The organism is Ruegeria sp. CDSC021, assembly GCF_059610845.1.
In genome coordinates, this window is sequence record NZ_JBXWOK010000001.1 from 150420 (window position 1) to 168374 (window position 17955).

14 protein-coding genes are annotated in these 17955 nt (G+C 56.3%); 10 read left to right on the top strand and 4 right to left on the bottom strand.

Features of this window, described 5'->3' with window-relative positions; genetic code table 11:
- Together AC2FGB_RS00755 and AC2FGB_RS00760 are read right to left on the bottom strand one after the other, a co-directional pair.
- Positions 1-3780, bottom strand: a complete 3780-nt coding sequence (locus AC2FGB_RS00755; RefSeq protein ID WP_496688501.1) for an efflux RND transporter permease subunit — start codon at positions 3778-3780, stop codon at positions 1-3.
- Positions 3777-5009 carry an efflux RND transporter periplasmic adaptor subunit gene (locus AC2FGB_RS00760; RefSeq protein WP_496693378.1) on the bottom strand — a complete coding sequence of 411 codons (1233 nt, stop codon included), beginning with the start codon at positions 5007-5009 and terminating at the stop codon, positions 3777-3779. Before AC2FGB_RS00760 ends, AC2FGB_RS00755 begins: the two co-directional genes overlap by 4 nt.
- A gap of 225 nt (positions 5010-5234) precedes the next feature.
- On the opposite strand from AC2FGB_RS00760, the gene AC2FGB_RS00765 reads away from it, so the two are divergent.
- The 5 genes from AC2FGB_RS00765 to AC2FGB_RS00785 all read left to right on the top strand — a co-directional run bounded on the left by AC2FGB_RS00765 (position 5235) and on the right by AC2FGB_RS00785 (position 10510).
- Positions 5235-5906 carry a hypothetical protein gene (locus tag AC2FGB_RS00765; protein WP_142633066.1) on the top strand — a complete coding sequence of 224 codons (672 nt, stop codon included), beginning with the start codon at positions 5235-5237 and terminating at the stop codon, positions 5904-5906.
- Positions 5907-5944: 38 nt separating this feature from the next.
- The gene (locus AC2FGB_RS00770; protein ID WP_271947724.1) at positions 5945-7267 is read left to right on the top strand and encodes a PQQ-like beta-propeller repeat protein; all 1323 of its coding nucleotides are present in this window, start codon (positions 5945-5947) and stop codon (positions 7265-7267) included.
- A gap of 48 nt (positions 7268-7315) precedes the next feature.
- Positions 7316-8779, top strand: a complete 1464-nt coding sequence (gene der, locus AC2FGB_RS00775) for a ribosome biogenesis GTPase Der (RefSeq protein WP_142633070.1) — start codon at positions 7316-7318, stop codon at positions 8777-8779.
- A gap of 165 nt (positions 8780-8944) precedes the next feature.
- Entirely contained in the window at positions 8945-9931 is a 987-nt protein-coding gene (locus AC2FGB_RS00780; protein WP_496679905.1) for a fatty acid desaturase, read from the top strand.
- Between the two features lie 39 nt (positions 9932-9970).
- The gene (locus tag AC2FGB_RS00785; protein WP_496693379.1) at positions 9971-10510 is read left to right on the top strand and encodes a helix-hairpin-helix domain-containing protein; all 540 of its coding nucleotides are present in this window, start codon (positions 9971-9973) and stop codon (positions 10508-10510) included.
- Between the two features lie 57 nt (positions 10511-10567).
- On the opposite strand, the gene serS is transcribed toward AC2FGB_RS00785, so the two are convergent.
- Together serS and AC2FGB_RS00795 are read right to left on the bottom strand one after the other, a co-directional pair.
- Positions 10568-11860 carry a serine--tRNA ligase gene (serS, locus tag AC2FGB_RS00790; RefSeq protein WP_496693380.1) on the bottom strand — a complete coding sequence of 431 codons (1293 nt, stop codon included), beginning with the start codon at positions 11858-11860 and terminating at the stop codon, positions 10568-10570.
- A 72-nt stretch (positions 11861-11932) separates the two neighbouring features.
- On the bottom strand, positions 11933-13591 hold the full coding sequence (locus AC2FGB_RS00795) for a mechanosensitive ion channel family protein (RefSeq protein WP_496693381.1): 1659 nt from the start codon (positions 13589-13591) through the stop codon (positions 11933-11935).
- A 226-nt stretch (positions 13592-13817) separates the two neighbouring features.
- Here AC2FGB_RS00795 and yajC point away from each other — a divergent pair, with 226 nt between their 5' ends.
- The 5 genes from yajC to AC2FGB_RS00820 are packed head-to-tail and all read left to right on the top strand — an operon-like array spanning position 13818 to position 17878.
- A complete protein-coding gene (gene yajC, locus AC2FGB_RS00800) occupies positions 13818-14105 on the top strand; it encodes a preprotein translocase subunit YajC (protein ID WP_142633080.1) in 288 nt (95 codons plus the stop codon).
- A 33-nt stretch (positions 14106-14138) separates the two neighbouring features.
- Positions 14139-15800 carry a protein translocase subunit SecD gene (secD, locus tag AC2FGB_RS00805; protein ID WP_282027340.1) on the top strand — a complete coding sequence of 554 codons (1662 nt, stop codon included), beginning with the start codon at positions 14139-14141 and terminating at the stop codon, positions 15798-15800.
- 1 nt (position 15801) lies between these two features.
- Complete coding sequence (gene secF / locus AC2FGB_RS00810; protein ID WP_142633084.1) at positions 15802-16776, top strand: protein translocase subunit SecF; 975 nt, start codon at positions 15802-15804, stop codon at positions 16774-16776.
- Entirely contained in the window at positions 16769-17515 is a 747-nt protein-coding gene (locus AC2FGB_RS00815) for a TSUP family transporter (RefSeq protein ID WP_496693382.1), read from the top strand. Before secF ends, AC2FGB_RS00815 begins: the two co-directional genes overlap by 8 nt.
- A gap of 9 nt (positions 17516-17524) precedes the next feature.
- Complete coding sequence (locus AC2FGB_RS00820) at positions 17525-17878, top strand: Mth938-like domain-containing protein (protein WP_142635082.1); 354 nt, start codon at positions 17525-17527, stop codon at positions 17876-17878.
- Positions 17879-17955 lie beyond the last annotated feature (77 nt).

Genomic DNA, 17955 nt, shown 5'->3' on the forward strand with positions numbered 1-17955 from the left:
TTATTCGGCTGCTTTCAGCGGTGAACCGGTCGGTTCTTTCCCAGAACTGTCAGCGCTCGGATCGTCGGTACGCAGCTCATCATCCCAGACCATTTCGGTTGCCTGAGCATTCATCGCGGCTTTACCGATGGCCATATCCAGCGCCACCTGGCTGGATTTTCCCGCTGTAGCACGAGCCAAAATCTTACCCAACCAGATGGCATAGGTTGTCACCCAGACCCGCATAGCCAAAAGCGAAGGCGTCACGATCAGCGTCAGTACCGTCGCGATACCAAGGCCAAAGACAACTGCGGTTGCCAGCTGTTTCCACCACAGCGCTGTGGGGCTGTTGATCGAATACCCGCCGTTGATAAAGTCCAGCGACAGCCCGAACATCATCGGGGTAAGGCCAGCCATCGTGGTGAGTGTGGTCAACAGAACCGGACGAATGCGTGCCTCGGCGGTGCGTATGATCGCCTCGATCCTTGGCATGTACTGGCTATATTCCTGATAGGTGTCGATCAGAACAATGTTGTTGTTCACCACGATCCCTGCCAGAGCCACAATACCCGTTCCTGTCATGATGATCGAGAAGGGCTGTTGCATCACCATCATACCGATCAGAACACCTGTTGTGGACAGTACCACGGCCAGCAGAACTAGGATCGAATTGTAGAACGAGTTGAACTGCGCGAGCAGAATAACGAACATCAGCCCCAACGCGCCCATAAAGGCATTCACAAGAAACGCCCCGGATTCGGCCTGATCCTCCTGATCACCTGTCCATGTCCAGCTGACGGAACTGCCAAAAGGATCGGTTTCCAGCCATTCAGTCAACACAACAATCCGTTCGTTCGGGTTAATCAGACTGGTGCGCGCGTCACCGGATTCGATCAGCGTGCGCAAATCATCGGTGCTTTCTGCCTCGGTCAGCATGATCAGTTCGAACTGAGTCCCATCGGGAAATGCCAATGCGGTAGCTGTTGGGATTTCATCCTCTGCGAGTTCACGCACCACTGCCAATCTTTGATCGGCGCCATCCGGTCCTGTGACCACAACATTGCTCAGGCCGGGCTCAACATCCGCCTTCACGTCAAAATAACGTTCCTGATCGACACGGTTGATTTCGGCCAGTTTGGCGACTGGTTTGCGCGAGACAAAGTTGGACAGTGGCACCAAACCATCGACCGTGCGGACCTTGAGCGTGTCAAGCGTTGACAAGACACGATCCTGATCAGGCAGGCGAACACGGATTTCGATTTCATCATCCACGTTGTCCGGGCGCATTTCGCCCAGCAAAAGGCCACGCGTAACAAGCTGTACCATCGCACCGACGGTGGCTACGTCTGCGCCAAATCGGCCTGCTTTGGCGACATCAACGTCAATCTGCCAGTCGATGCCGGGCAAGGGCAGCGTGTCCTCGATCTTGATAAGGCCCGGGGTGGCGTCGAATACCTCACGCGCGGCCAGGGTGGCTGATGTCAGCTCTTGCCAGCCATCGGCCTTGATCCGCAGATGGACAGGTTTGGAAGAGCCTGGCCCTTGCTCAAGCGGCAAGGTCTCAACGATGATCCCCGGTAGCTGCGCAAGCTCCCTGTTCAACTCTTCCAGAACATAGTCGCCGTCATAGTCTGGCGCCACTGTGTGCCGGTCCAACAATCCTCCGAAAATCGGTTCCGAGACGTTCGGTCTGTCTTCCCAAGGGATGATTTCGAACTGAACCTGACCAACGGTATCCGCCGGGGATTGGCCACCAGGTCCACCGGTGTCCAAACCACCTTCACCAGCGAATGCAAAGACGTTGATAACAGCCGGGTGCGCACTGATAATCTCTTCTGCGGCGAGTACCATCTGGTCCTTTTCGGCCAAAGAGATATTGCCGCGCGCACGGACATAGGCCGTGGCCTGCTCTGGTTCGCTTTCAACGAAGAATTCAACACCGCGGTTGTTTTTCCCAAATGCGGTCATGACTGAAGCTACAGCAAGGCCAATCACCACAATTGATACAATCGGCATGATCGGGTTGCCCACAAGGAATTTCACCACATGCCCAAAGCGTGTGTGTTCGCGGCTGGTCTGCACATGCTCAACCGGGGCGCGTTCGATTTTTGCCGCGCTAAGGGTGACCGACCCGGCAAACGCACCTAGCATGAACAGGATCATTCCAAGAACCGAACTACCTGAATCGACCAGGTAGTCCGGGTTCAATGTCTGCATCGCCCCCAGGAAGATCAGGTATAACGACGGGGGAACCATCGCTGCCCGAACCCACCAGGCTGTTCGCGCCCTCAGCCAGTTCGACGACCGGTCAAACACGCGGCTGAGGCGGCCGGAAACGCCGCCCATCACGGGCAGGTAGATCAATGCAACGATCAACGACGCCGATAAAACGAATATCAGCGTAACTGGCAGCATCCCCATGAATTCGCCCGGAACGCCGGGCCAAAAGAGCATAGGCAAGAAGGCGCATAATGTCGTAGCTGTCGAGGATACGATCGGCCAGAACATCCGTTGTGCGGCTTCGACATAGGCATGCATGGGACCCACGCCCTCGTTGATCCGCTTGTCGGCATATTCAACCACCACGATGGCCCCGTCGACCAGCATTCCGACGGCAAGAATCAAACCGAACATGACGATGTTCGAAATGCTGACCCCCATCACTGCAAGGAATGCAAAGCACAGCAGGAATGAGGTTGGAATCGCAAAACCCACCAGCAGGGCGGCACGGGTCCCAAGCGAGGCCAGAATGACAATCATAACCAGCGCAATAGCGGTAAGAACCGAACCCTCAAGCTGGCTGACCATCGACCCTACGATCCGGCTCTGGTCGTTCGAGGTGCCCAGTTTGATCGCCGCCTGCATCTCGGCTGGCCATTTGGATTGGGCCGCTGCGATAGAGGCTTTGACCTCGTCGACCGTGTCGATCAGATTATAGCCTTTGCGTTTGACGACCTGGAGTGCCACGGTGGCCTCGCCGTTGAAGCGGGCGGTGCCTTCGCGATCTTCGAAAGTATAGTTGATTTGCGCCAGCTCGCCCATGGTCACGACGCGGTCGCCATTGACCTTGACGGGTAGGTCATACACGTCCTGGGCGGTCTTGAAAGACGAAGGGATCTTGACCGAGAAGGTGCCTTGATCGGTTTCCACCTCACCAGCGGCGATCAGCTGGTTGTTGTTCTGAACAACATTGATCAGCTCGGCGGCGGTAACGTTATACGCTTCCAGCCGCAGCGGGTCGATGATCACTTCTAGCAATTCGTCTCGATTGCCGGCTATCCCAGCCTCAAGCACGGAATCCAATGCTTCCAGATCATCCTGCAAATCTTTGGCGACACGGGCCATTGTTCTTTCAGGAACAGCCCCGGTCAGATTGACAATCACAATCGGGAATTCAGAAAAGTTGATCTCGGTCAGGGTATATTGCTCAGCCCCTTCAGGAAAATCGGCCTGGGCGCTGTTCATGGCGTCGCGGACATCGGCCATGATCGCCGTCTTGTCCCATCCAAAATCGAATTCCAGCGCGACACCGGCATAGCCTTCGGCAGCCGTCGACGTCATTTCTTTGAGACCGTCCAGATCAGCCAGCTCGGTTTCCATCGGCTTGACCAGCAGGTTTTCCGAGTCTTCAGCGGAAATGCCGGGGAACTGAACCGAGACGAAAAGCGCAGGGATTTCGATATCCGGCTCACCTTCTTTCGGCAGGCCAACATAGGCGTATCCACCTACGATCAAGGAAATCGCGATAAATGCCAGAACCATTCGGGCTCGGCCAGCGGCCCAGCTTACTATTCCGGTCATTGCGCTGCATCCCGATAAGTTGGCTCAACCATCACGCCGCGAGTCACGAATTCTTGCCCGACAATGATGATGTCCGCCGTTTCCGGCAACCCGTCGACCCAGACACCTTCGGAAGTGTCGCGCAACAAAGTGACCGGCAGGAAATCCACAATGTTCCCATTTCCAACGGTCCGTACACCAACTTTGCCATCGTTATTCAGCGTCAGTGCGGACTGAGGCAACAGATGTGCCTTGGTCCCTTCAGCCGAGATTCGGATGTCCGCAGTCTGACCGTCCCGAATTGTCAGGTCGGGGTTAGGAACGGTAATCTCGACCTCAAAGGTCCGGGTGGTCTCATCGGCCGACCGGCTAAGGAAGGTGACCCGCCCAGAGACCTGAAGCCCCGAGATCAGCTGGGCCGAAGCCTCGGACCCTACGATGATCCGGTTCACATCTGCCTCGGGAACAAACCCGACCAACTTGATTGGGTCCAACTGGATCACAGTCGCACACAGCGACCCTGGTTGCATAAGGCTTCCAAGCTCAGCTGTGTCACTTTCTAACAGACCCTTGAATGGAGCTTCGATCGTCTGGCGTTCGATTTCACGTTCGGCGGCCTCGACTTCGGCTGATGCCGCTTCGATACCGGCGCGTGTTGCTTCCAGCCCGGCTTCGGCGCTTTTGATACCAGCCTGGGCTGTACTCATTTCCGCCTCGCTGGAAATCCTGCGGGTTTCCGACCCAAAACCGGTCTCTGATAGCTTTCGTGCGGCTTTCAAGTTAATTTCGGCTTCGGCTACGCGCGCATGTGCCTCCAGCAGACGCGCTTCGGCTTCGGGCACCCGGCTTTTGGCTTCAAGCTTGGCGGCTGTTGCTTCGGCCAGGCTTGACGGACGGGTGCCTGGATCCAGCTCACATAACAAATCACCGGCTTCGACAAAACTGCCCTTGCGCTTGGGTTCTGATACGACAGTTGACGTCGTTTCGGCCAGAACTTCGACCTCGCGGTTTGCTCTGGTTTGTCCACGCAGAGTCACTGCACTGTCTACTTCGCGGGCGACAGCGCGCTGTGCAACTACACGGATTACGTGCCGATCCTCTGCGGGAATTTCAGAAGATTCTGCCTCGGACGTAGTGCCCGGGTTTGAATCATCGCGGCCGGCGAATGCTAATAATGCATCCCTTTCGAATACCAAATAGAACAAGGCAACAATCACCAAAAAGGCGTTTACGAATGAAATCAAACGCATACAGGGTCTCTCCCAGAATTCTTTGCCGACTGTCCCTCGGCGCGCATGCTTAGAAATGGGGGCGGGGCCTCATCTTTTCCACACTAAACTGAATAGTTCGGTTCACTTTTTTCTGCAAGGGTATCCGCAGGTGTGGGAATTGTATGAAATCGGACCCTTGGCTTGGCAATGGCAGCGGGGTATGACATTGCCCATTATCACAGAACACAAGCCCGGGGAGCAGGGATGAGCGACGTCGACAGTTTCATTGATGAGGTGACCGAAGAGGTGCGCCGCGACCGTCTGTTCTTGCTTTTGCGCCGTTGGGGTTGGGTTGGCGTAGTGGCGGTTGTTCTGATCGTTGGTGGTGCCGCGTTCAACGAACTGCGCAAGGCGCGCGCAACCAGTCAGGCACAGGATCTGGGAGATGCGATTCTGGCCGCTATGGCACAGAATGAGTCCGCCGATCGTGCCGATGATCTTGCCTTGGTACCTGCACCAACACCCGGTGGAGATGCGATTGTAAAGATGCTGCTTTCTGCCTCGCAGACCGAAATCGAGTCCGGGCAGGGCGCTGTTGAGAGTCTGAACGCCATTGCGGTTCAGGGTGATCTGCCTGAAATTTACCGGGCCATCGCGACCTTCAAGGCTTTGCTGCTGCAAAGCGAGACAATGCCGGTAGCAGACCGGCGTCAGCAATTCGAAGCGCTGGCCGTGCCGGGAGCCCCATTGCGGTTGCTGGCAGAGGAGCAACTGGCACTGATCGAAGTGTCCGAAGGTCAAGTCGATGCCGCCATTTCCCGTTTGCAGGCAATGCGGCAGGACGCTGAAATCGGCGTAGATCTGCAGCAACGTGCAACACAGTTGATTGTTGCGCTGGGTGGTGAACCGGAACCGCTGGTCGCACGGCAAAGCTGAACCGGTAGAAAATAAATGACAGGCAAGTTCGGAGTATCATGGTGATTAGTCTCTTCCCCCGTATTGGGTTGCCGGTCGCGGTTGTTTCCCTGACATTGCTGGCGGCTTGTCAGGAGCCCGAGGTCATCCTGCCCGGAGCTCGTGAGGACATCCGACCCACATCCGACAATGAAACGGTTGAGACCCAGGGGGCCAAGCCAATCAGCCTTCCCGCCCAGACGGCCAATGCCAACTGGTCGCAAAGCCCGGGAACCGCTGCGTATCGGACGACAAATGCCTCTTTGCGTAATACTCCACAGAAACTGTGGTCAACGTCGATCGGTGATGGAGATTCGCGCAAGCAGCGCATCACGGCCGAGCCGGTCGTTGCAGGTGGTTTGGTCTACACGCTGGATTCCGGAGCGACCGTTTCAGCGGTCTCACCGCAGGGGCAGGTTGCCTGGAGTACAGATCTAATCCCTGGCACCGACGGAGATTCAGATGCAACCGGCGGTGGATTGGCCTATGCTAATGGCGTTCTTTATGTGTCTTCTGGTTTTGGTCGCCTGACCGCTCTGGATGGCAAATCCGGTGCCATTCGTTGGCAAAAGCGCCTGAATGCTACGGGCAGCGGCTCACCTCTGATCAATGATGGCCTGCTGTATCTTGTCGCCGGAGATGAAATCGGATGGACGATTGATACAAAAGATGGGCGCATCCTCTGGCAGGTTCAGGGCACCCCAAGCGTTGGCAATGTATTGGGCGCGCCTGCGCCGGTGATTGCCTCGGATTTCTCGGTGTTTGCATTTGGCTCGGGCGATATAGCTGCAACGTTCCGCAGAGGTGGTATTCGCCGCTGGAACGCGTCGGTTGCTGGTGGGCGTCGAGGGCGCGCCGCAGCGCAGATCGTTGACGTAACAGGCGGCCCGATGGTGGTCGGCGATACCATCTATATCGGCAACCATTCAGGCCGCACCGTGGCATTCGATTCCACTTCGGGTGAGCGGAGGTGGACCGCGGATGAAGGCGCCGTTGATACGGTTTGGCCGGCTGGAAACAGCATCTTCCTGATTAGTGATCGCAGTCAGTTGGTGCGTCTGGATGCCTCGGATGGCTCGATTGTGTGGGCGCAGGACTTGCCTGGATTCGTCAAGGACAAGCCCGGTCGGCGTGGCGCAATCTATGCGCATTACGGGCCGATCATGGCTGGTGGGCGTATCGTTGTTGCATCGAACGATGGTTATCTAAGGTTCTATAACCCGCTCGACGGCACGCTGGTTCACCGCGTCGAGGTTCCCGGCGGTGCCACTACGGCGCCAGTTGTTGCCGGGCAAACCTTGTACGTCGTTTCGACCAAAGGTGAACTGCACGCTTTCCGTTGACGACAAGATGCGCTAAAGGGCGCGTCTGAGTCTTGAAAGTTGAGTATCATGTCCCTGACCCTCGCTATCGTGGGGCGCCCCAATGTGGGCAAATCCACTTTGTTCAACCGCCTCGTCGGCAAACGACTGGCATTGGTCGACGACCAGCCAGGTGTTACGCGCGATTTGCGCGAAGGCGAAGCGCGTCTGGGCGATCTGCGCTTTACCGTTATTGATACGGCGGGTCTTGAGGATGCGACAGACGACAGCCTTGAAGGCCGGATGCGACGCCTGACCGAGCGCGCCGTGGACATGGCTGATGTGTGCCTGTTCATGATCGACGCGCGTGTGGGGTTGACGCCCACAGATGAGATGTTTGCCGAGATTCTGCGCAAACGATCGAAACACGTGATCCTTGCGGCCAACAAAGCCGAAGGTTCGGCGGCTGATGCCGGTGTGCTCGAAGCTTATAATCTGGGTCTGGGCGAGCCGGTCCGCCTGTCGGGTGAACATGGCGAGGGGATGACCGATCTTTACGCACATCTGATGCCTCTGGCGGATGCTGCTGCGGAAAAAGCGATCGAAGAAGCGCCCGTAACTGATATCGAGCTTGATGAAGACGGCGAAGCCGTAACCCCGTTGATCACCGACGCCAAGCCGTTGCAAGTTGCCGTTGTTGGTCGCCCGAATGCCGGAAAATCCACCCTGATCAACAAGATCGTTGGCGAAGATCGCTTGTTGACCGGACCCGAGGCCGGGATCACACGCGATGCAATTAGCCTGCGGATCGACTGGGCCGACCCCGAGGGTGAAAGCACGCCGATGCGGATCTTCGATACGGCGGGGATGCGCAAAAAAGCCAAGGTACAGGAAAAACTTGAGAAGCTTTCTGTATCGGATGGTTTGCGGGCAGTAAAATTTGCCGAGGTTGTGGTGGTGTTGCTGGATGCGGCGATTCCGTTTGAACAGCAGGATCTGCGCATCGCGGATCTGGCCGAACGCGAGGGCCGAGCCGTCGTTGTCGCCATTAACAAATGGGATATCGAAGAGGACAAGCAGGAAAAACTGCGCGATCTGAAAGAATCGTTCGAACGTCTTCTGCCGCAGTTGCGCGGCGCGCCACTGGTCACGGTTTCCGCCAAAACAGGGCGGGGGCTTGAGCGCCTGCGTGCTGCTATCCTACGCGCCCATGATATCTGGAACCGACGTGTGCCGACTGCTGCTTTGAACCGTTGGTTGATCGCAATGCTGGAACAGCACCCGCCGCCAGCGCCGCAGGGTCGCCGGATCAAGCTGCGGTATATGACTCAGGCCAAAACCCGCCCCCCTGGATTCGTGGTTATGTGTTCGCACCCCGACAAGATGCCTGAAAGCTATAACCGTTATCTGGTCAACGGCCTGCGTGAGAGTTTCGATATGCCCGGGACCCCCATCCGACTGACCTTGCGCGGACAGGGAGACAAGAACCCTTATAAGGGACGGCGTAAGAAAAACGCAGGTGCCTTGGCCAAACATTTGAAGGGACGCGCGTAACTGCGCCAATCTGTTGCATTTTTCATCTCGGGGCGTGACAGCCCTTTGATGGCGCGCTAGCATTCGCTGGCGCGCTTTTGTTTCCAAGCGTGTCGCTTGTTTGCGGGAAGACCGCACTCATTTTTAGAATCACATTGCAACGGGCCATTGTGGGGAGCCGACGGAATGGATTTGAGAGAATACACACGTCAATACGCGGTTCAGGACAATGGATTGGCCGCGATCAGCTACTTTGGGACTTTCGCGGTTTATTTCTCATCGTTGGCATTAGCCATCATCTATGTGGACCGCTGGTATGTTATGATGCCTGCCGGGGTGGTTTTCGCGTTTTCCGCTGTTCGCCTTTACGTGCTGCAGCACGATTGCGGCCATCATTCGCTATTTGAAACGCGTGCACAGAATGAATGGGCAGGGCATGGGCTGTCCCCGTTCACTTTCGCTCCATTCGAAGTGATGAAGCAAAACCACAACCTGCATCACTCCGGCATCGGCAATCTGGAACATCGTGAGACCGGCGAAATTCATACCATGACCGTGAGGGAATGGAATGCGGCGAACTGGTGGTCGCGGCTGTATTATCGCCTATACCGCAACCCGTTTGTGCTGGTACCGGTCGGAGCATTGTTTACTTATTTCATTCGCTACCGCTGGCCCAAGAATACGGTGCGGTTCGGCGTCAAAGGCGTGCTGCTGCACAACCTGTCGATCCTGATTTTCCTGGGCCTGCTGTATCTGATCGCCGGTGCGACCGGTATTTTGGTTTGGGTGGCCTTTTCCTTCCTTGGCGGGATGCTGGGAGTTTTCCTAGTCTATCTTCAGCATAATTTCGAAGACACATACTGGGACCGTCGCCCAGATCTGGATCCGAAATTGGCCGCGCTGCAGGGGTCGTCGGCGCTGGATTTCGGCTGGTGGTTTGATAATGCGGTGGCCTGCATCACATTGCACGATATACACCACTTCAACGCGCGCATCCCCTCTTACCGGCTGCGGGAATGCCACTATAACCTCCCGTCCGAGTATACGCCGCGCCGGATCAAATTCCCCGAGGCGGTAGCGGCTTTGAATCTGAAACTTTGGGATGAGGACACCAAACGGCTTGTACCTTTCCCTCCTAAGGATCAATCCCGGGGGCTGGCCCGTAGCAGCTAGCCGGTATTCCGGCCCGATGTGAGAAGGAAAGGAACTCTGATGACCGCAGTGACCGATGTAAAGGGTGTAGGCGAGGTGCTTGGGCAAGCGTTGATTGCCAATGGCTTCAAGACCGCAGAAGACCTTGCGAGCGCGAAACCCGCAGAGCTCGTCAAAGTTCCCCGCATCGGTGTGGCACGGGCACCGGTTCTTATAGCGGCGGCGAAAGCAGCTGTTTCAGCCAAAACCACGACTGCGCGCGCGGCATCCAAGCGCCCAGCTGCTCGGAAGGGCGTTACTGCCGCCGCCCGGAAGCGGGCTGAGGAAACCGCCCAGAAGGCTGCTGAAGAGAAAGCCGCTGCTGAAGCCAAAGCGCGAAAAAAGGCCAAGGCAAAAGCCAAGGCTGAGAAAGCTGCCAAAAAGCTGCTGGAAATGGAGGCCGCATTCTCAAAGGCAAAGGACAAGGTGAAAGCCAAAGCCAAAAAGGATAAAAAGTCCAAAAAGGACGACAAGAAAAAAGATCAAAAGAAACAGGACGCCAAAGAGAAAGTCGGCAAGAAGAAGAGTAAGAAAAAAGATAAGAAAAAGGCGAAGAAGTAGACCTCCTCCACCTTTTGATTTTCTCAGGACCGGCGCAGTTGGTTAGCGCCGGTTTTCTTATACCAGCGTGCCGTCCCGCTGTAAGGTCAGTTTACCGCCAAGATAGGGGGCCAGAACCTTGGGCAAGGTCACGGTACCATCGGCGTTCTGACCATTTTCCAGCACGGCGATCAAGCAACGACCGACAGCCAGGCCGGAGCCGTTCAGTGTATGGACGTATTCCGGTTTGCCACCCGCTTCGGGGCGGAACCGCGCGTTCATGCGGCGGGCCTGAAAATCACCACAAGTCGAGACCGAGCTGATCTCGCGATAGGTATCCTGTCCGGGCAACCATGCCTCGATGTCATAGGTACGGCGCGCGCCAAAGCCCATGTCGCCCGTACACAGGATCACCGTGCGATAGGGTATGCCCAATTTTTCCAGAATACCTTCGGCGCAGCGTAACATGCGCTTTTGTTCCTTATCCGATTTGTCCGGATGGGTGATTGAGACCATCTCGACCTTTTCGAACTGGTGCTGGCGCAGCATCCCACGGGTGTCTCTGCCAGCGCTGCCAGCCTCGGACCGGAAGCACAGGGAATGCGCGGTATAGCGGCGAGGCAAATAGCTTTCTTCGATCAGCGTTTCATTGACGATATTGGTCAGCGACACTTCGGAGGTCGGGATCAGCCACCAGCCTTCACGGGTCTGATAGCTGTCCTCGCCAAACTTCGGCAGTTGCCCGGTGCCCTGCATCATTTCGGACAGAACCAGAACCGGGCCGTTGACCTCGGTTAGTTCGTTTTCGTTGATATGTGTGTCCAGCATGAACTGCGCCAATGCGCGGTGAATGCGGGCTACGCCACCGGACAGCAGCACAAAACGCGAACCGGACAGTTTCGCGGCAGTCTCAAAATCCATACCGGTCTGGACGGCTTCGATCTCAAAATGCTCTTTGGGCGCAAAATCCAGCGTGGGCGGAGTGCCCCAGCGGTTGACTTCGACATTGTCGTTTTCATCCGCGCCTTCGGGCACATCTTCGGCGGGCAGGTTGGCGATGCGGATCAGTTGATCGGTCAGAAGGGCGTCCAGATCCTTGGCCTCGGTCTGCATCCGGGCGATCTCGGCCTTTTTCTCGGCGACCAGCGCGCGCAGGCGCTCGAACTCGACCTCATCGCCACGACCCTTGGCCGCACCAACCTCTTTGGACGCCTTGTTTTGCTCCGCCTGAGCGGTTTCTGCGGCCAATATCTTGGCGCGGCGGCTTTCGTCCAGGCGCAACAGGTCCGACGACACCGGCGCGTCCCCACGGCGCGCAAGGGCGGCGTCGAAAGCGGCTGGGTTTTCGCGTATGGCGCGGATGTCGTGCATGGTTCAGGTCCTTAAATGCGTGAATCACTGCAGCCGCTTATGCACCATCTGAAAGGCGGGGTGTAGCACCGGTTACGACTTATCCGTATCGTCGTGTGTTTCATGCGCCAAATGGCCATCCCAGTCTTCGAGCGGAATTTTTGGTTTTGGCGGATCGGCCATGTAAGACGGCGTCATGATCTGCACATTGTTTTCATTGAACACGGCCACGATGTTGCGATGCAGGTCCGAGCGGATCTTGGGAATGATACTGCCACGGGTCGAATACCCATTGATCTGGTAGTTGATCGCGTAGTCTGCCAGCGCGGTCCACAACACAAACGGCTCGGGTTTGGCCTTGATGCCCTTGGTGCGATTGGCCGCTTCGATCAGCATGGCCTCGACTTTTTCGGATGGTTCCTCATACCCGATTCCCACGGTCGTATGCAGCAACAGCCCGCTGCCGTCGGTTCTTTTTGAGAAATTCACCACGTCCGAGTTCATCAACTGGGCATTTGGAATAGAGATCAACTCGTTCTTGATGGATTTGAGATGCGTCTCCATCAGCTTGATCTGAACCACGTCGCCGATGTGATCCCCGATCTGAATGCGATCCCCGATCGAGGTTGACCGGCGATAGATCACGAACAGACCGGCCAGCATGTTGGACACAACCGAGTTTGCGCCCAGCGACAGCATGGCACCCACCAGAAGGGTCAGACCTTGAAACGCGGCCGAGTCCGACCCCGGAATGTAGGGCACTGCAAACACCAGAGCGATCAGGATAACAACCACGCGGGCGATATTGAACGTTGGGTTCACCCAGTGCTTTTCGAAATCTCCAAGGTCAAAAGTTCCGGCCTCAACCGCGTCAAAGAACACACGCATACCCTTGATAATATACATTGTAACCCATGTGATCAGGCCCAGCATGATCAGGTTCGGGAAATAGCTGATGATTCCCTTAAAGATCAGAAGAACGGGTTCTGTCAGATAGGTTAGCAGCAGTTGAGCGAAATATCGGGTTTCAGCAAAGGAAAGTAGGACAAAGGACAGGTAGTAGTAAAAGCCCAGAAAGAAGATGATCAGCAGTATGAAGTTCAGGCCGTAACGGACCAGTGCCGCAATCGCTTCGGCCTGTACGCTTTTGGCTGTAGCGGTCTCAACATCTTTCAGGTGGCGCTTAACAAACTTCAAGGTCCGCCGTCGGATACTGCGATGCAGCCACAAGATAACCACGACGAACACAACGAAACCAAGGGTCCAGCCCGCCGCTTCTATGGCGCCGGATACGCGGGCCTGATCGGTTCGGTTGGCTCGGTAGGCGATGATCGCCTCTTCGATGGCCTGGCCATGCAAATAGCTGAGAACATCCAGCTTTATTTGATCCAGCGCGGCGTCAGCCTCTGTGACGATGGTGACCTGTACGCCGTCGGCCCGAATGCTGGTCCCCAGCTCTGTGTCTTCAAAAGTAATCGAGACCTCTGTGCTTGTTGAGGCTTCGGCAACTTCGACGATGACCTCCTGCACCCGCTCGACACGTTCCGACGCCGGTAGCGCGCTGGACCCACGCAAGAAAAACAGCATCTCACCGTCGACAATAACCGGTGCTTTGAAGGTCTCGGACTGTTCATCATCCTCGCGGATGTCTTCCACGATATCCTGAGCTGATGCCGCGATTGGCAGGGCCAGTAGCAAGGCCGTCACGATCAGCCGGACAAACATGCCAAAGGATTGAATAAAATGCGTCATCGGACCTCCCTCATTACAACTATATCCGAGCGGGAGCATCTTCATAGAGGGTAACTGACCCGGCGCCCTTAATCCTTGGAAATGCAGAAAGACCGGCAAAGTTATCCATGTTTTTTAAAGAATAAATTCCAAGCGCCTCCTGTCCTTGCAAACAGGCATTTCAAAGAATAGGTTCTCGCCAAATTTGCGGAGCATTTTCGCAGTACCAAACCAAAAGGAATATCCCATGGAAGGTGGCGCAATCGCCCAGTTTCTCCCGCTGATCCTGATTTTTGCGATCATGTATTTCCTGCTGATCCGTCCACAGCAGAAGAAAATGAAGGAACATCAAGCCATGGTCGAGGCCGTGCGCCGGGGCGATCAGGTCGTTACCCAGGGTGGGCTGATTGGTAAAGTGGCCAAGGTCAAAGAAGGCGACAACGAGATCGAAGTCGAAATCGCCGAGGGAGTCAAAGTCCGCGTGGTTAAATCGACCATTTCGCAGGTTCTGAACAAGACTGAGCCGGCGAAGTAACTTCGCGATACAATCCCTTGAAAAGGCAGGGTAATGCTGCAAATTGATACCTGGAAGCGGGTTCTGATCTGGCTTGTCTGCGTGACTGGCTTGCTGATGGCCCTGCCGAATGCGTTTTATACGCGCGTTGAACAATCCAATGACGCCAAGGCGGCGATCGAGCTTGGCGTCGACACCCCTGAAATGCAGGCAGAGGCGGCGCAATGGCCGAACTGGCTGCCGTCGTCGCTGGTCAATCTAGGGCTGGATTTGCGTGGTGGCGCGCATCTTTTGGCCGAAGTTCGGGTGGGTGACGTCTACGAATCCCGCATGGATGCGATGTGGCCGGAAATCCGGGATGCGCTGCGGGATGAACGTGCCACTGTGGGCACCATCCGTCGCCAGGAAGCGGCGCCTGATGAGATTCGCCTTCGCATCAGTCAGCCCGAGGGCATGTCCCGCGCGCTGGAGGTTGTCCGCGGTCTGGCCCGTCAGGTGCAGACCCTCAGCGGTGTAGGGGCCACGGATATCGAGGCCCGCGCCGAAGGTGATACGATCATTGTACAACTTTCTGAGGCCGAGAAGCTGGCCTCAGACGACCGCACCGTGCGTCAATCGCTGGAAATCATTCGCCGCCGGATTGACGAGGTGGGCACCCGCGAGCCGACCATCCAAAGGCAAGGCACCGACCGAATTCTGATCCAGGTGCCAGGTATCGGCAGCGCAGGAGAGTTGAAAGAGATCATCGGCACGACCGCGCAACTGACCTTTAACCCCGTCGTTGGGCGCGGAACCGACCCCGATGCGATAGCGGGCGTTGGCGAAGAGGTGGTGCCGTCGATTGACGAAAATGGCGTCTATTACACGTTGGATGCCGCGCCGGTTGTAACGGGCGAGGAACTGGTCGATGCGCAGCCCGCGTTTGACCAGAATGGCCGCCCGGCGGTGAGTTTCCGCTTTAACACCTCTGGCGCGCGTAAATTTGGTGATTACACGCTGGAAAACATCGGGGCACCCTTCGCCATCGTTCTGGATGACGAAGTGATCTCAGCCCCGGTGATCCAAAGTCATATCCCCGGCGGGTCTGGTATCATCACCGGTAATTTCACCGTCGAGGAAAGTACAAATCTGGCTGTCCTGTTGCGCGCAGGGGCACTGCCCGCCGGGCTGGAGTTTCTGGAAGAAAGAACCATCGGCCCCGAGCTGGGCCAGGACAGTATCGACGCGGGTAAGGTGGCTACCATCGTGGCCTTTGTCGCGGTGCTGACATTCATGGCGCTCAGCTATGGCCTGTTTGGTTTCTTCGCCAATATTGCGCTGATCATCAACGTTGGCCTGTTGTTTGGTCTGCTTTCCCTGATTGGGGCGACGTTGACCCTGCCTGGGATCGCGGGGATCGTTCTGACGGTAGGTATGGCGGTGGATGCCAACGTACTGATCTTCGAGCGTATCCGAGAGGAACTGAAATCTGCCAAAGGTCCTGCCCGCGCGATTGAGCTGGGTTATGAAAAAGCGCTGTCGGCCATTCTGGACGCCAACGTGACCACCTTCATTACCGCTGTAATCCTGTTTGCCATGGGCAGCGGGCCAGTGCGCGGGTTCGCAATCACTTTGGGTCTGGGTATTCTGACCTCGGTCTTCACCGCGATCTTCGTGACGCGCCTGATGATCGTGATTTGGTTCGAACGCCGCCGTCCGAAAACGATCGAGGTTTGACATGAGACTGAAACTCGTACCCCAGAATACCTCGTTCGATTTCTTCAGTCGCTGGAAGATCTGGCTGGGTATCTCGGCCTTGATGATGATTGTCGCGTTTACGTCATTCATGCTGCAGGGCCTGAATTTCGGCATTGATTTCCGTGGAGGGACCACCATTCGGACCCAAAGCGCGCAGGAAATCGATGTCGGCACATATCGTGACGCTATTGCGCCGCTTGGACTTGGCGACGTGACGATCACCGAGATTTTCGATCCGAGCTTCGGGCCAGATCAACATGTCGCGATGATCCGCATTCAGGCGCAGGATGATGCTGAGGCTGTCAATGCGGCCACGATTGAACAAATTGGCGAAGCTCTTGCCGCAGCGGACCCCGGGTTGAAACTGCCCTTCGAAAGCGTCGAATCTGTAGGACCCAAAGTCTCGGGAGAGCTTATCCAGACCGCCGTAATCGCGGTGGTGCTCGCCATTGGGGCGGTGCTTGTCTACATCTGGCTGCGGTTTGAATGGCAGTTTGCGCTGGGGGCTGTCGCTGCGCTGGTGCATGACGTCATCCTGACTATCGGCATCTTTTCCGAACTGCAGATCCGCTTTGATCTGGCGATCATCGCTGCGCTGCTGACCATCGTGGGCTATTCGTTGAATGATACGGTGGTCGTGTTCGACCGGGTGCGCGAGAACTTGCGGAAATACAAGAAAAAGGACCTAAAGGAGGTTCTGAACATTTCGATCAACGAAACGCTCAGCCGGACAGTCATGACCTCTGTCACCACCTTGCTGGCGTTGATTTCGCTCTATGTTCTGGGCGGGGATGTGATCCGCGGGTTTGTCTTTGCTATGATTTGGGGTGTGATCGTAGGTACCTATTCGTCCGTCTTTGTGGCCTCAACCATCCTGTTGTGGCTGGGCGTCAAGCGCGACTGGTCCAAGCCATCAAACACTTCTGGCAACCAGTTTGCCAACATCGATGCCTGAGTATTTTGGCCAGTCCCCCACAGGGCTGGCCATCATAGTTTTTGCTGCCTTTCTTGGCGGTGTAGTGCGCGGCTTTTCCGGATTTGGGACCGCCCTGATATTCCTGCCAATCGCAACCCCATTCCTTGATCCTTTCAAGGCGCTGACCTGCCTGACAATCATGGATATACTGGGCCCGCTGCCCAACCTTGGCCGGGCCTGGCGAGAGGTCGACAGGGGTGATCTGGTCCGTCTGGTGGGAGGGTGCGCACTCGCTCTGCCATTGGGGCTGTGGTTGCTGACCACGGTCGATCCACATGTATTTCGCTATACCGTTAGCCTGTTGGCGTTTCTTATGCTGGCTATTCTGGTGTTCGGTCTGCGCTATCACGGTCATGTCAGTCGCAAAATGGTTTTGGGAATAGGAAGCGCTGGTGGGTTTTTGGGCGGTGTCGCGGGCCTGCCCGGACCGGCCGTTATCTTGTTCTATATGTCTCGACCTCTTCCCGTGGCCGTGATCCGTGCGACGATCCTGTTATACCTGTTCGCCTTTGATTTTCTGCTTCTGGGGTACCTGACTGGCATGGACCGTATCACGCTGCCTGCTGTGATATTGGGTCTGGCTCTGGCGGTCCCCAATCTGGCTGGTAATTGGCTGGGTGGTTGGATGTTCCGGCCCGAGCGGGAAAAGCTTTATCGTGCCGCTGCGTATCTGGCGATAGCGCTTGCAGCCTTGTCGGGCCTACCGCTTTGGGGCTAGATGCCTCCTATGCGTATGAATGAAATCTCTTATGACAATGCGGCCCCTGTTGACGGATATGGTCCTGGGTTTTTCCGTATCGGTGGTCAGGTCTATGACGGGTCGGTGCTGACCGGCCCTGCAGGATCAGCGAAATGGGGCGGGTACGACGACAGGGATGGTCTGTTGAAATTGGCGGGTCAGGTCGATGTGCTGTTTATTGGAACCGGCGCTGAGCTGGCCCATATTCCTTCTGATCTGCGCGCCGCCTTGGAAGATTCGGGGATCGGGGTTGAGATCATGAACTCTCCGTCCGCGTGCCGCACATACAATATCCTGTTATCCGAAGGGCGCCGTATTGCGCTGGCGCTGCTACCGGTCTGATAGGATTCTTTTCCTCTGTCCTTGCGCTTAGATGCCACCCAAATACGTTGCTGTCGGTATGCTGCGGCAAATCCCGC

Coding starts and splice junctions, on each gene's coding strand:
- yajC (WP_142633080.1), top strand. CDS start 13,818: ATGGAAGGTGGCGCAATCGCCCAGTTTCTCCCGCTGATCCTGATTTTT.
- AC2FGB_RS00780 (WP_496679905.1), top strand. CDS start 8,945: ATGGATTTGAGAGAATACACACGTCAATACGCGGTTCAGGACAATGGA.
- AC2FGB_RS00755 (WP_496688501.1), bottom strand. CDS start 3,780: ATGACCGGAATAGTAAGCTGGGCCGCTGGCCGAGCCCGAATGGTTCTG.
- AC2FGB_RS00765 (WP_142633066.1), top strand. CDS start 5,235: ATGAGCGACGTCGACAGTTTCATTGATGAGGTGACCGAAGAGGTGCGC.
- AC2FGB_RS00760 (WP_496693378.1), bottom strand. CDS start 5,009: ATGCGTTTGATTTCATTCGTAAACGCCTTTTTGGTGATTGTTGCCTTG.
- AC2FGB_RS00785 (WP_496693379.1), top strand. CDS start 9,971: ATGACCGCAGTGACCGATGTAAAGGGTGTAGGCGAGGTGCTTGGGCAA.
- serS (WP_496693380.1), bottom strand. CDS start 11,860: ATGCACGACATCCGCGCCATACGCGAAAACCCAGCCGCTTTCGACGCC.
- AC2FGB_RS00770 (WP_271947724.1), top strand. CDS start 5,945: ATGGTGATTAGTCTCTTCCCCCGTATTGGGTTGCCGGTCGCGGTTGTT.
- AC2FGB_RS00815 (WP_496693382.1), top strand. CDS start 16,769: ATGCCTGAGTATTTTGGCCAGTCCCCCACAGGGCTGGCCATCATAGTT.
- AC2FGB_RS00795 (WP_496693381.1), bottom strand. CDS start 13,591: ATGACGCATTTTATTCAATCCTTTGGCATGTTTGTCCGGCTGATCGTG.
- der (WP_142633070.1), top strand. CDS start 7,316: ATGTCCCTGACCCTCGCTATCGTGGGGCGCCCCAATGTGGGCAAATCC.
- AC2FGB_RS00820 (WP_142635082.1), top strand. CDS start 17,525: ATGCGTATGAATGAAATCTCTTATGACAATGCGGCCCCTGTTGACGGA.
- secF (WP_142633084.1), top strand. CDS start 15,802: ATGAGACTGAAACTCGTACCCCAGAATACCTCGTTCGATTTCTTCAGT.
- secD (WP_282027340.1), top strand. CDS start 14,139: ATGCTGCAAATTGATACCTGGAAGCGGGTTCTGATCTGGCTTGTCTGC.